This is a genomic window from Enterobacter sp. AN-K1 (genome assembly GCF_020971765.1).
Classification (GTDB): Bacteria; Pseudomonadota; Gammaproteobacteria; order Enterobacterales; family Enterobacteriaceae; genus Enterobacter; species Enterobacter hormaechei_C.
On the sequence record NZ_CP087390.1, the window covers coordinates 4,587,561 to 4,599,982 of the forward strand.

The 12,422-nt window shown below is 55.6% G+C and carries 11 protein-coding genes; 5 read left to right on the forward strand and 6 right to left on the reverse strand.

Annotation, left to right across the window (positions count from 1 at the left end; translation table 11 throughout):
• Positions 1 to 9: 9 nt before the first annotated feature.
• Positions 10 to 1,506: an L-asparagine permease gene (gene ansP, locus LOC22_RS21750; RefSeq protein ID WP_015570454.1), complete on the forward strand. Its 1,497-nt coding sequence runs from the start codon at positions 10 to 12 to the stop codon at positions 1,504 to 1,506.
• A gap of 92 nt (positions 1,507 to 1,598) precedes the next feature.
• On the opposite strand, the gene LOC22_RS21755 is transcribed toward ansP, so the two are convergent.
• Complete coding sequence (locus tag LOC22_RS21755) at positions 1,599 to 2,660, reverse strand: YncE family protein (RefSeq protein ID WP_017382280.1); 1,062 nt, start codon at positions 2,658 to 2,660, stop codon at positions 1,599 to 1,601.
• A gap of 246 nt (positions 2,661 to 2,906) precedes the next feature.
• Between LOC22_RS21755 and pqqU the strand changes: the two genes are divergently transcribed.
• Positions 2,907 to 5,024: a TonB-dependent receptor PqqU gene (gene pqqU, locus LOC22_RS21760; protein WP_230239200.1), complete on the forward strand. Its 2,118-nt coding sequence runs from the start codon at positions 2,907 to 2,909 to the stop codon at positions 5,022 to 5,024.
• 122 nt (positions 5,025 to 5,146) lie between these two features.
• Here the strand turns inward: pqqU and LOC22_RS21765 are convergent, their stop codons facing one another.
• From LOC22_RS21765 to LOC22_RS21775, 3 genes are all read right to left on the reverse strand, one after another.
• Positions 5,147 to 5,815, reverse strand: a complete 669-nt coding sequence (locus LOC22_RS21765; protein WP_003856981.1) for a GntR family transcriptional regulator — start codon at positions 5,813 to 5,815, stop codon at positions 5,147 to 5,149.
• Between the two features lie 259 nt (positions 5,816 to 6,074).
• Positions 6,075 to 7,109, reverse strand: coding sequence for an NADP-dependent oxidoreductase (locus LOC22_RS21770; RefSeq protein ID WP_198742072.1), 1,035 nt, complete (start codon positions 7,107 to 7,109; stop codon positions 6,075 to 6,077).
• Between the two features lie 66 nt (positions 7,110 to 7,175).
• Complete coding sequence (locus LOC22_RS21775) at positions 7,176 to 7,751, reverse strand: helix-turn-helix domain-containing protein (RefSeq protein WP_017382277.1); 576 nt, start codon at positions 7,749 to 7,751, stop codon at positions 7,176 to 7,178.
• A 148-nt stretch (positions 7,752 to 7,899) separates the two neighbouring features.
• On the opposite strand from LOC22_RS21775, the gene LOC22_RS21780 reads away from it, so the two are divergent.
• Together LOC22_RS21780 and LOC22_RS21785 are read left to right on the forward strand one after the other, a co-directional pair.
• Entirely contained in the window at positions 7,900 to 8,418 is a 519-nt protein-coding gene (locus LOC22_RS21780; RefSeq protein WP_015570449.1) for a GNAT family N-acetyltransferase, read from the forward strand.
• A complete protein-coding gene (locus tag LOC22_RS21785) occupies positions 8,415 to 8,864 on the forward strand; it encodes a DMT family transporter (protein WP_032103594.1) in 450 nt (149 codons plus the stop codon). The genes LOC22_RS21780 and LOC22_RS21785 overlap by 4 nt, the downstream gene beginning before the upstream one ends.
• A 3-nt stretch (positions 8,865 to 8,867) precedes the next feature.
• Here LOC22_RS21785 and LOC22_RS21790 read toward each other — a convergent pair whose 3' ends face one another.
• Together LOC22_RS21790 and LOC22_RS21795 are read right to left on the reverse strand one after the other, a co-directional pair.
• Complete coding sequence (locus tag LOC22_RS21790; protein WP_017382275.1) at positions 8,868 to 9,101, reverse strand: YdcY family protein; 234 nt, start codon at positions 9,099 to 9,101, stop codon at positions 8,868 to 8,870.
• Between the two features lie 101 nt (positions 9,102 to 9,202).
• Positions 9,203 to 10,801, reverse strand: a complete 1,599-nt coding sequence (locus LOC22_RS21795) for an ABC transporter substrate-binding protein (RefSeq protein ID WP_017382274.1) — start codon at positions 10,799 to 10,801, stop codon at positions 9,203 to 9,205.
• A 282-nt stretch (positions 10,802 to 11,083) separates the two neighbouring features.
• Here LOC22_RS21795 and LOC22_RS21800 point away from each other — a divergent pair, with 282 nt between their 5' ends.
• Complete coding sequence (locus tag LOC22_RS21800) at positions 11,084 to 12,421, forward strand: SrfA family protein (RefSeq protein ID WP_230239201.1); 1,338 nt, start codon at positions 11,084 to 11,086, stop codon at positions 12,419 to 12,421.
• Position 12,422: the final 1 nt, after the last annotated feature.

Genomic DNA, 12,422 nt, shown 5'->3' on the forward strand with positions numbered 1-12,422 from the left:
GGTAACTCAATGAAAACAAGCAATAAAAGCGCAGCCGATCATCATGCTGCGAAACGTCGCTGGTTGAACTCTCATGAAGAGGGCTATCACAAGGCGATGGGCAACCGTCAGGTGCAGATGATCGCCATCGGCGGCGCTATCGGTACAGGTCTGTTTTTAGGTGCAGGCGCACGTCTGCAAATGGCTGGCCCCGCTCTCGCCCTGGTCTATCTGGTGTGCGGGATCTTCTCTTTCTTCATCCTTCGCGCCCTCGGCGAACTGGTACTCCACCGCCCTTCCAGCGGCAGCTTTGTCTCTTACGCCCGCGAGTTTCTTGGTGAAAAAGCCGCGTATGTCGCGGGCTGGATGTACTTCGTTAACTGGGCGATGACCGGTATCGTCGATATCACCGCCGTTGCGCTGTACATGCACTACTGGGGCGCGTTTGGCGATGTGCCGCAGTGGGTGTTCGCCCTTGGGGCGCTGGCAATTGTCGGGACCATGAACATGATCGGCGTGAAATGGTTCGCCGAGATGGAGTTCTGGTTCGCACTGGTGAAGGTGCTGGCCATTGTGATCTTCCTGGTGGTCGGGACCGTATTCCTCGGTACCGGTAAACCACTGGACGGTAACGCAACCGGCTTCCACCTGATTACCGATAACGGTGGTTTCTTCCCGCACGGCCTGCTGCCAGCGCTGGTTCTGGTGCAGGGGGTGGTGTTCGCCTTTGCTTCCATCGAACTGGTCGGTACGGCGGCAGGCGAATGTAAAGATCCGCAGACGATGGTGCCAAAAGCCATCAACAGCGTGATCTGGCGTATCGGTCTGTTCTATGTGGGTTCCGTGGTGCTGCTGGTGCTGCTGCTGCCGTGGAATGCATACCAGGCGGGGCAAAGCCCGTTTGTAACCTTCTTCTCTAAGCTGGGCGTGCCGTACGTGGGCAGCATCATGAACATCGTGGTACTGACCGCCGCGCTCTCCAGCCTGAACTCCGGGCTCTATTCGACGGGCCGTATCCTGCGCTCCATGTCGATGGGAGGCTCTGCGCCGAAGTTTATGTCGAAGATGAGCAGGCAGCAGGTTCCTTATGCGGGGATTCTGGCCACGCTGGTGGTTTACGTCTTTGGCGTGTTCCTGAACTATCTGGTGCCGTCCCGCGTATTTGAGATCGTTCTGAACGTGGCTGCACTGGGGATTATCGCCTCCTGGGCCTTTATTGTGGTCTGCCAGATGCGTCTGCGCAAAGCGATCAAAGAAGGCAAAGCGGCTGATGTGTGCTTCAAGATGCCGGGCGCACCGGTGACCTCCTGGCTCACCCTGCTGTTCCTGTTCAGCGTGCTGGTACTGATGGCGTTTGACTACCCGAACGGTACTTACACCATCGCGACGATCCCACTGCTGGCGGTTCTGCTGATTGCTGGCTGGTTCGGCGTGCGTAAGCGCGTTCACGAGATCCACAGCACCGCGCCGCTTCATCACGACGATGAAAAGCACGACGCACCGCTGGTAGAAGAAACCTCGCGTTAATAAAAAAGCCGGGTGGCGGCTTCGCCTTACCCGGCCTACATCTCATGGTTTTGTAGGCCCGGTAAGCGCAGCGCCACCGGGCAATTCCACCATCACAGCGCGATACGAATCACATCGTCAGGCTGGGTCGCTTCCTGCTGACGGGTTGATTTCTGTTTCACCGTTACGTACAGCGTTTTACCGTCCGCAGACAGCGCCAGGCTGTTCGGGTAAACCGGGGTATCGTAGGTCCTGGTCACTTTGTAGGTTTTGGCGTCAATCACGCTCACCTTGCCCGCCTCGCGGTGCGTCACATAGGCTTCGTTACGCGCCGGGTTAAACAGTACGGCCAGCGATGCTGGCGCGGCGATTTTCTGCATCACGCTGCCATCTTTCAGATTCACCACCAGCACTTCTGGCTGTTTTGAATCCGTCACAAACGCACGCTGGCCGGCAGTGTCCAGGCTCAGGTTCAGGTAGAAATGCTCTTTTCCGTCATCCTGCACTTTTTTACGACTGAGGATTTTGTTGGTTGCCGTATCAATGGTCACCAGCTCGCCGTCCGCATTGGTGGTATACAGGCGTTTTGCCTTCGCATCCAGGGCCAGACCGGTGCTGAACGTGCCGGTGTTGGTGATGGTGTCCTTCAGCTTCAGCGTTGCGCCATCAACAACCCAGATCACGCTCTCCTTGCCGATACCGGTAATGTACACCGTATTGGTCGTGTCATCGGCCACCAGCTGGCGCGGCTGAAGCGGCTTCACCGTGTCGCTACGCTTGCGATCGTCCAGCACCAGGCGCCCTTTCACCTCGCTCGTTTTGGCGTCAATCGCCGTCACGGCGCTGTTGACGGTGTTACCGAACCACAGCGTCTGGGTGGCGTTATCGATCGTGGCGCCAAACGGCTTGAGATCGTTATGAATCGCCTGCGTCACTTCCAGCGTGACCGGATCCAGACGATAGACCACGCCGCCCTTATCGGTTTTGCGGCTTTGTGACGTCGCAACCCACAGCGCGTTTTCCTGCTGGCTGACGGCCATTTCATACGCGCCCTTGCCGACCGCTTTGCGCAGCATCTCTTCAGCGGCATGAACCTGGAACGTACCGGCAAACAGTAAAGAGCCCAACAGCAGAGACCCACGCAGGCGCGGCGAGCACAGATGACGTAAAGACATAACAATTCCTTTTTAAATGAGGAGATTTACCGCTGACATCACTTCCGGTGGGCAAAGTCATCGCTTTGCCGTTATTTTAATGAGAATAGTAATCATTAATCAGTTGAATGTGGAGTATTTCTTTCCTTCAAAACCTTACATTCACGAAATGTGCGGTTATAGTTTTCATAACATTTACAAAGGATTTAACATATATACACAGGTTCCAGTTGATTTGGTTCGAATTTTTCTTAACCGGTTTACTCCATGAAAATTATTACTGCCCGTAAGGCATCACTACCACTGCTCTTCGTTCCCGTCATTTTTGGCCCGCTGAGTGCGATGGCCGCGGATGAACAGACCCTGATCGTCAGCGCCACGCCGCAAACCGTCTCCGAACTGGACACCCCGGCCGCAGTCAGCGTGGTCCGCGGCGAGGATATGCGACATGCCACACCGCGCATCAACCTTTCTGAATCCCTTGGGAGCGTACCAGGCCTGCAAATCCAGAACCGCCAGAACTATGCTCAGGATCTGCAACTTTCCGTTCGCGGATTCGGCGCGCGTTCGACCTTCGGCGTACGCGGGATCCGCATGTACGTGGACGGCATTCCGGCAACCATGCCCGACGGCCAGGGGCAGACGTCAAACATTGACCTCAACAGCATTGAGAGCGTCGACGTGCTGCGCGGCCCCTTCTCTGCCCTGTACGGCAATGCCTCCGGCGGCGTGATCAACATCAACACCCAGACCGGACAACAGCCAGCCACAATTGAAGCCAGCAGCTATTACGGCAGCTACGGCACCTGGCGTTACGGCATGAAGGCCACCGGTGCGGTGGGCGACGGGACTCAGGCGGGGGATGTGGACTATGCGGTATCCACCACCCGTTTCACCACACATGGCTATCGTGACCACAGCGGCGCACGGAAAAACCTCGCCAACGCGAAACTGGGCGTGCGCATTGATGATGTCAGCAAGCTAACGCTGATTTTTAACAGCGTGGACATGAAAGCCAACGATCCGGGCGGACTGAGTTATCAGGAGTGGCAGAACAACCCGCGGCAGTCACCCCGTGGCGATCAGTACAATACGCGTAAAACCATTAAGCAGACCCAGGCCGGGATCCGCTACGACCGCCAGCTGAGCGAACAGGACGACCTCAGCGTGATGATGTACGCCGGTGAGCGTGAAATGACCCAGTACCAGTCCATTCCGGATACCACGCAGACTGAAAATCCAGCGCATTCGGGCGGCGTAATTGATATGCAGCGCCACTATCAGGGTATTGATACCCGCTGGACCCACCGCGGCGAGCTGCTGGTGCCGGTAACGTTTACCACCGGCCTTAACTACGAAAATATGAGTGAAAATCGCCGCGGGTATGAAAACTTCGTGATGAACAACGGCGTGCCGGATTTTGGCGTGAAGGGTAACAAACGCCGTGACGAACGTAACCTGATGTGGAACCTTGATCCCTACCTGCAAACCCAGTGGCAGCTCACGCAAAAGCTGTCCGTTGAGGCGGGCGTGCGTTACAGCTCCGTCTGGTTTGACTCCAACGATCATTACATTACCCCGCAAAACGGCGATGACAGCGGTAACGCCAGCTACCATAAATGGCTCCCGGCTGGTGCGGTGAAATACGCCGTGACCGACGCCTGGAACCTTTATGCCGCGGCGGGACGGGGATTTGAGACCCCGACCATCAACGAACTCTCCTACCGTTCTGATGGCAAAGGCGGCCTCAATATTAATCTGCAACCGTCAACCAACAACACCTATGAGATTGGCAGCAAAACCCGCATCGGTAATGGCATCCTGACGGCGGCGCTGTTCCGCACGGATACCGACAACGAGATCGTGGTGGACGAAAACAAAGATGGTCGCACTACCTACAAAAATGCGGGGAAAACGCGCCGTCAGGGTGTGGAAATTGCGCTCGACCAGCAGTTTGCCGAAAACTGGAAGCTGAAAATGGCGTGGACCTATCTCGATGCGACCTACCGTACCAACGTCTGTAACAATGCAGACTGTAGCGGCAACCGGATGCCGGGTATCGCCCGTAACATGGGGTATGCGTCGTTTGGCTGGGAGCCTGAGGAAGGCTGGTACGCGGGGGCAGATGCCCGCTACATGAGCGACGTGATGGCAAACGACACCAATACCGCCAAAGCGCCCTCTTATACCGTGGTCGGTCTGAATACCGGGTATAAACTCAATTACGGCAAATGGGGAATGGACATCTTTGGTCGCGTCGATAACCTGTTTGATAAAGAGTACGTCGGTTCAGAGATTGTTAACGCCGGCTACAATCGCTATTACGAACCCGCCCCTGGCCGTAACTATGGCGTGGGCCTGTCGGTCTCTTATCGCTTTGAGTAAAACATTTTCCGGCAGCGCACGTTGCCGGTAAAAAATAACATCATTCCCGGTAGCCTTAAGCGCCGGGAATATACTCAGGGAAGTTTAAAACGAATAAAAAAATAAGTGCGCCAGTGCGATCCTTAACTGTAGTATTGCCGTTGCAGGAGGATATTAGCTTCATCAATGGCTCGGTCGATCGCTTCCCGACTGGCCGTCACGTCCCTTTGCTCAAGCGCAGAAAGCAGATCGGCATAATGGTAAGTCGTTGCAGGGATATCTTTCATCTCTTCATGCAGGTAGTTGATACACGGACCAATCCGTACCCAGAGCTGCTCAATCAGCGAGTTCAGGGTCGGCATTTCGGCATACTGATAGAGCGTAAACCGGAACACGCGGTTGGCATGGATCGCCTTCTGCACGTCGCCCTGATGCATGGCGGTGCTGAAGTTATCTGACAGCGCGCGTAATGCATCCAGTTTGGTCTCGGTCATATTCTGACACGCCGCCGCAACGGCCATCGGCTCAAGCTGTTTTCGAATGGCGTTAATTTCGTTATAACGCTCCAGCGTAACCTCTGGCACCAAAAACGCCTGAGCAGGCGTGGCCTGTAATGCGCCTGCCGACACCAGGCGCAACAGGGCTTCGCGCACCGGTGTGATGCTGGTGCCTAATTTATCCGCAATCTCTTTCGTGATGAGTCGAGCCCCAGGTTTTAATGAGCCCGTAATTAACGCTCCCTTTAAACTGTTCTCAACTTGCATCGTCAGACTGATTCTTTGTGCTTTTTCCAGATTTTCCAAATCAAGCATGTTTAATTCCCGTAGCCAAAACAAAATGCCATTTTCAGCGACTGTTTAAAAAAACATCGCCGGTTTGATATATCCTGTATCGTCATGCCTGGTATGAAGGGCGCGCGTTAAAATAAAAATTGTTCAATTAATATTACGTTTACCACTTCTGGCTCAGCTGGGCCGATGGCGCGCAATGCTTATGGGTTAATTAAAGACAATATATCGTATCTTCACAAATAATTATGGCGGACTTTGCCCGCCATAACCGATGCTCTGTTTAGTCCGCCGCCACGCGGATCACGACCTTGCCGAAGTTTTTCCCTTCCAGCAGCCCAATCAGCGCCTCCGGCGCCGCGTCCAGCCCTTCGGTGACCTGCTCGCGATAGTGAATTTTGCCTTCCTTCACCCAGCGTCCCATTTCCTGCTGGAACTCGTCGATACGATGACCATAGTCCTGAGCGATGATAAAGCCCTGCATGCGGATGCGTTTTTTGAGGATGGTCCCCATCAGCAGCGGCAAGCGATCCGGACCATCCGGCAGGTTGGTCGCGTTGTAGCCGCTGACCAGTCCGCAAACAGGTACGCGCGCGGAGGTATTCAGGAGCGGCAGTACGGCGTCAAAGACTTTACCGCCGACGTTTTCATAATACACGTCAATGCCCTGCGGGCAGGCTTTCGCCAGCTGTTCGGAAAAATCATCCGCATGGTGATCCAGACAGGCGTCGAAACCGAGCACGTCGACCGCATGGCGGCATTTCTCCTCCCCGCCGGCCACGCCGATAACCCGGCACCCCTTGATTTTACCGATCTGCCCCACCGTTGCGCCGACCGGCCCCGTGGCTGCCGCCACGACAAGCGTTTCCCCCGCCTGAGGCTGGCCGATATCAAGCAGCCCCATATACGCGGTGAAGCCCGGCATTCCCAGCACGCCGAGTGCCCATGAAGGGTGCGACAGGTTTTCGCCCAGCCTGACCAGCCCTTTCCCGTCGGAAAGTTCATACTCCTGCCAGCCGCTGTAGCCCAGAACCCACTCGCCCTCTTTATAATCCGGATGGCGGGAGGTCTCGACGCGGCTTACCGTGCCGCCCACCATCACCGCGCCAATCTCGACAGGAGGTGAATAGGATGGCGCATCGCTCATACGGCCCCGCATGTACGGATCAAGCGAGAGCCATACGGTGCGTAATAACACCTGCCCCTCTGCGGGCGTGGGGATCGGCTGCTCTTCCAGGCGGAAATTTTCGGCAACCGGTGCGCCGTGTGGACGGGAAGCCAGTACCCAGCGTCGGTTTTGCGTAGTTGATTGACTCATTCATCGCTCCTTACAGCTGAAAATGTCATTCAAGTCTGGCACGTTATCCTGCGGATCGCCTTTGCATTATGAGCCGGACTGATTAAGCCGCACGACCAGATAAAGGCACGATTCATCCGTTTCGTTAATAAACCGGCAGTCGTTCGGCGGCCCGAGTTCCAGACAATCTCCGGCCTTCATTTCATGGCGGGTGTCCCCCTCCAGAAAGACCAGTTCACCTGCCTGCAACCAAATCAGCTGTCGCGCCAGCGCATAAGAGGAGGCGGGCATCGGCACATCGCTGCCCGCGGGCAGTTCCACCTGGACGAGGTCAATAGGCATATCGCTGCGCGGCGACACATGACGACGTAAATAGTGGGTTTGCGGATCGCGCCAGACGGGCTGGTTCGCCAGACGTAACAGTTTGCCCTCCTGCATTTCCGCGCGCGCAATGAGCGTAGACATGCTAATACCGAAGGCACCGGATAACCGGGCAAGCAGCGTCGCCGTTGGGCTACTGTCCCCCCGTTCAATCTTATGGATCATGGCGCGTGAAATACCTGCCCGTTCGGCCAGTTCGCTTAATGACCAGCCCCGCGACTCGCGTTCAAGGCGTATGCGGGCGCTAATGCGTTGATTCATATTGTCTGTCATTGTGTTCATGACGTCATACTATAGTGTACGGATGGTTTTTCGGGGCAGTTTGGTGACAAAAAAATAGGGATTTTGTCGTAGCGATGCAACACAAGAACTGTGTAATATTGTGAGTGAATCGTACTACTATAGTAAACAACACAGCCAGAGGTTAACCATGATCGTTCGTCATGCCTGCAAAGAAGATTGTGCCGCTATCGGTGAAATTTATAACCATGCGGTGCTGCACACCGCCGCCATCTGGAACGATACAACTGTCGACACCGATAACCGTATTGCATGGTTTGAGGCGCGCACGCTGTTGGGTTATCCGGTGCTGGTCAGTGAAGAAGAAGGTGTTGTGACGGGATACGCCTCATTTGGCGACTGGCGAGCGTTCGACGGTTTTCGCCATACGGTGGAGCACTCGGTTTACGTTCATCCCGATCATCAGGGCAAAGGCATCGGTCGGCTGCTGATGACGGAATTAATCAAGGAAGCCCGCCAGATTGGTAAACATGTGATGGTTGCCGGTATCGAGGCGCAGAATCAGGCGTCGATTCATCTGCACGAAACCCTGGGCTTTGTTACCACCGGTAATATGCCGCAGGTGGGAACCAAATTCGGTCGCTGGCTGGATTTAACCTTTATGCAACTCCAGCTCGATGAGCGCAGCGATCCGGATGCTCTGCCATGAATCAATCGTTGACGTTAGCGTTTCTGGTGGCCGCCGGGATTGGGCTGGTGGTACAAAACACCCTGATGGTGCGCATTACGCAATCCTCTTCCACTATTCTTATCGCCATGCTGCTGAACTCGCTGGTGGGGATTGTGCTGTTTGTCAGCATTTTGCTGGTGAAAAATGGCCTGGCGGGGTTTAGCGAACTGGCGTCGACGGTGCGCTGGTGGACGCTGATCCCCGGCCTGCTGGGGTCATTTTTTGTCTTTGCCAGTATTAGCGGGTATCAGAATGTGGGCGCGGCAACGACCATTGCCGTGCTGGTAGCAAGCCAGCTGATTGGCGGCCTGGTGATGGACATCCTCAAGAGCAACGGCGTTCCCCTGCGCGCGCTGGTAGGCCCGGTCTGCGGCGCAGCGATGCTGGTGGTCGGCGCCTGGCTGGTGGCACGGCGCCAGTTTTAACCCTTACAGGATAGTCCCACCCTGCGTGAGGTGGGCATGGCGCGCCTCCGCCTCTTCTTTATGCTGCTTACCATGATGCGCAATCGCGGTACGCAGGCGCTGCTGCTGGGTATAGCGATCTTCACGGCTGAGCTCTGCATCGTCGCTTAATTCGATCAGCAGTTCGTTCATGTGGGTAATTATGCTCTCTTCGATGGCGGCATCGACGCGGGCGATAACATCGTTTAAATGTGACATTGTCACTCCTTTCCAAATGCCCGGTGGCGCTACGCTTACCGGGCCTACGGGTGGTAACTGTAGGCCGGGTAAGGCATAGCCGCCACCCGGCAAGAATACGATCAGTTCAGCTTCGCTTTCGAGAAGTCACTGCCCATCAGACTCACGCTGTACCCGGTCACGTTGCTGCGGGTCGCGTAGAACGTTTTGCCGTTAGCTAACGCAATCCACGGTGCCTGCTGGTAGAAAATCTCCTGTGCCTGGCCATACAGCTTCGCACGTTCGTCCGGGTTGCTGGTCAGTTTGGCCTTTTGCACCAGCTCATCATACCCCTTATCACACCAGCGCGCGGCGTTAGATCCGGTTTTGATGCTGTTACAACCCAGCAGCACATCGGCGAAGTTGTCCGGATCGCCGTTATCAGACATCCAGCCGAACAGCGCGGAATCATGCTCGCCTTTACGCATGCCGGAAAGATATTCCCCCCACTCGTATGAGACGATTTTCGCCTTCACGCCCACTTTCGCCCAGTCAGCCTGGATCATCTCCGCAATGCGTCGCGAGTTCGGGTTGTACGGACGCTGAACCGGCATGGACCAGAGGGTCACTTCCGCGCCCTTATCCAGACCCGCCTGCTTCAGCAGCGCTTTCGCTTTTTCCGGATCGTAGCCGTAATCCTTCAGGTCTTTGTTAAAGCCGAGCATGTTCGGCGGGATCGGCGATTTAGCGACCGTACCAGACCCCATAAAGACCGCGTTAACAATGGCCTTTTTGTCCGTTGCGTAATTCAGCGCCTGGCGCACCAGCACGTTATCAAACGGTTTTTTCTCCGTGTTAAACGCCAGGTACCCCACGTTCAGCGCATCCACCGAGTGCAGGGTCAGGTCTTTGTTTTTCTTGATCGCTTCAAACTGCACTGGCGACGGCGCAGGAATGATCTGACACTCGTTCGTTTGCAGCTTCGCCAGACGCGTCTCAACGTTTGGCGTGATGGAGAAGATCAGGTGTTTGGTCGGCACCTCTCCCTCCCAGTAGTTCGGGTTGGCGACGTAGCGGATCAGCGAATCCACCTTGTACTGCTGAAGCACATACGGGCCGGTGCCGATTGGCCAGGTATCCACATTTTCAGGCGTACCCTTTTTCAGCATCGCGTCCGCGTACTCGGCAGAGAGGATCGAGGCGAAGTCCATTCCCCAGTCGGCCAGGAACGCCGCGTTGGGTTCACTCAGCGTGAACTGAACGTGATAATCGTCGATCTTTTTCACATCCTGAATGAGCTTGTCGAGGCCCACGTCATTGAAGTATTCGTAATTACCCTGGGAAACATTGTGATAGGGATGCTTAGGGTCTTTCTGACGCATAACGGAGAAAATAACGTCATCAGCGTTAAAATCACGGGTCGGTTTGAAGTATTTATTGCTGTTGAACTTTACCCCTTTACGCAGGGTAAACGTGTATGTTTTGCCGTCTGGCGAAATGGTCCACGACTCGGCCAGAGAAGGCACCGGCGTGTTTTTTACCGGGTCGAAGTTAATCAGACGGTTATACAGCGTTTGCGAGCTGGCGACAAATGAGGGCCCAGAGCTGGCGATCTGCGGGTTAAACGACTCCGGCGACGCCTCGGAGCAGTAGATAATGGTGTCTTTGTTTGCCGCCCATGCGGCGCTTGCCGGTAGCAGCGCGCTCAGCGCGAGGGCGAGCACAGTTTTCCCTGTAGACATGGTTATTACCCTTTCGGTTTTATTATAGTGAACAGTAATAACAGCACAGACGTTTTGGCCTGACAAATAACGAATCACTATCAGGTTATTCTAAAGCCGTACATTTCGCTGGTTTTAGCATCAGCCCGCAGAAACCGATTTGCCTTAAGGTCCATTATTCGTCAAGCACAACCGTCACGATCAATGCCGCAAGAAATCGTCCCTTTTGCCGTCTCCTCAGCCATTTGCTTGCTTACCTGATTCGCTAAAGTAATGGCGTGAAAAAGTCTACAGGACCAAATCGTGGCAAAAACACTTTTACGCAGCGGTAATCTGGATGATTTTCAGGCCGTTGGCGGCGGCGGACAGGCCGTTTTTGAATCAGCGCTGCAAATCCGCGAAGCGCTTCGGTTGCGCAAACAACAGGCTATCGTTGATTGCCTGGCCATCCCCCAGGTCAACGACGGCGGCGATCGCGTTGACTGGTACTCCCCGGTTGAGGGAACCGTCTCCAGCTGGAAGGCGGCGGATGAAGATGATCGTTATCGCGCCCTGCGCTATCTGGAAAACACGCTCACCAGCGTGGAGTCGCTGAGTAAAAAATGCCTTCAGTCACCGAAAACGGCGCAGCAACTGTTTGGCTCTCTGCTCTCAAAAGCCTTTCAGTTTCCCGGTGAAAACTTTGTTTTCCTGGTGGATGGCAAACCGGTGATCTGCTTCTGGGGTTTCGTCAACCTTAACGAAAACGCGCGCGACGACGTGCTGGACTGCCTGCGCGAATCGTTGGTCCCTGAACCTGAGCCAGTGGTGATTAACGAGCCTGAACCTGAACCGGAGCCAGAACCGGCCCCGGTGGTGACCTTTGAGCAGGCCGACGCGCCGCTTATCACGCCTGTGACTACAGTCCGTATCACCGACGATGAACTGTATACGCCAGAGCCGGTGCGCATGAGCGCCGCGCCGCCAGAGCCCGCACCGGCGGCCATACAGAAAAAACGTCGCTCCCCCCTGTGGTTGCTGCCGGTTGCCGCCGTCATTATTGCAGCCATCGCCACCCCGCTGCTCTGGCCAAAACAGGCCCCGATCGCAGCGCCTGTTGCCACACCAGCGCCAGTACCCGTCGCCATTGCTCCGGCCCCCATAAAGACGGTTGAGCCGCTTGAACTGAAACTCCCGCTGCACCAGGCCGAAGTGGTAGAGCCGAAGGTGAAAACGCCTGCCCCGGCAGCCGAACCGGTGGTCATTACCGCGATACCGAAAGATGCGATGGTGATGGAGGCAAACCAGGTCAAAGCGGGGTTAACGCGCTTCCTGAACGGCACCTGGCGCGCGTTTCTCGATGTGCAGGATCCGCTCACCGGCAAACCGCCGTCGCTGCGCTACCAGATCCAGAACAATAAAGGTTTCGCCCGGGTCGTGCATGGCGACAACATTGTCTGCCGGGTAGACGTCTTTTCCGGATTACACAGCAACGGCGAGCTGTTGATCAAAACGCGCGGAAACGCGCGTTGCACCGACGGTTCACGCTATCCGATGCCGGAAGTGACCTGTAAGGCAGGTGCCAGCGATGTGGCGGAATGCACCGCACGTTACGATGCCAACACCGTCGTTCCTCTGACGTTCAAGAAAGCAGGTGTCTGAT

Bases quoted from the DNA above. Each gene is read 5' to 3' on its own strand.
- ansP (WP_015570454.1), top strand. From the start codon at position 10: ATGAAAACAAGCAATAAAAGCGCAGCCGATCATCATGCTGCGAAACGT.
- LOC22_RS21755 (WP_017382280.1), bottom strand. From the start codon at position 2,660: ATGTCTTTACGTCATCTGTGCTCGCCGCGCCTGCGTGGGTCTCTGCTG.
- pqqU (WP_230239200.1), top strand. From the start codon at position 2,907: ATGAAAATTATTACTGCCCGTAAGGCATCACTACCACTGCTCTTCGTT.
- LOC22_RS21765 (WP_003856981.1), bottom strand. From the start codon at position 5,815: ATGCTTGATTTGGAAAATCTGGAAAAAGCACAAAGAATCAGTCTGACG.
- LOC22_RS21770 (WP_198742072.1), bottom strand. From the start codon at position 7,109: ATGAGTCAATCAACTACGCAAAACCGACGCTGGGTACTGGCTTCCCGT.
- LOC22_RS21775 (WP_017382277.1), bottom strand. From the start codon at position 7,751: ATGAACACAATGACAGACAATATGAATCAACGCATTAGCGCCCGCATA.
- LOC22_RS21780 (WP_015570449.1), top strand. From the start codon at position 7,900: ATGATCGTTCGTCATGCCTGCAAAGAAGATTGTGCCGCTATCGGTGAA.
- LOC22_RS21785 (WP_032103594.1), top strand. From the start codon at position 8,415: ATGAATCAATCGTTGACGTTAGCGTTTCTGGTGGCCGCCGGGATTGGG.
- LOC22_RS21790 (WP_017382275.1), bottom strand. From the start codon at position 9,101: ATGTCACATTTAAACGATGTTATCGCCCGCGTCGATGCCGCCATCGAA.
- LOC22_RS21795 (WP_017382274.1), bottom strand. From the start codon at position 10,801: ATGTCTACAGGGAAAACTGTGCTCGCCCTCGCGCTGAGCGCGCTGCTA.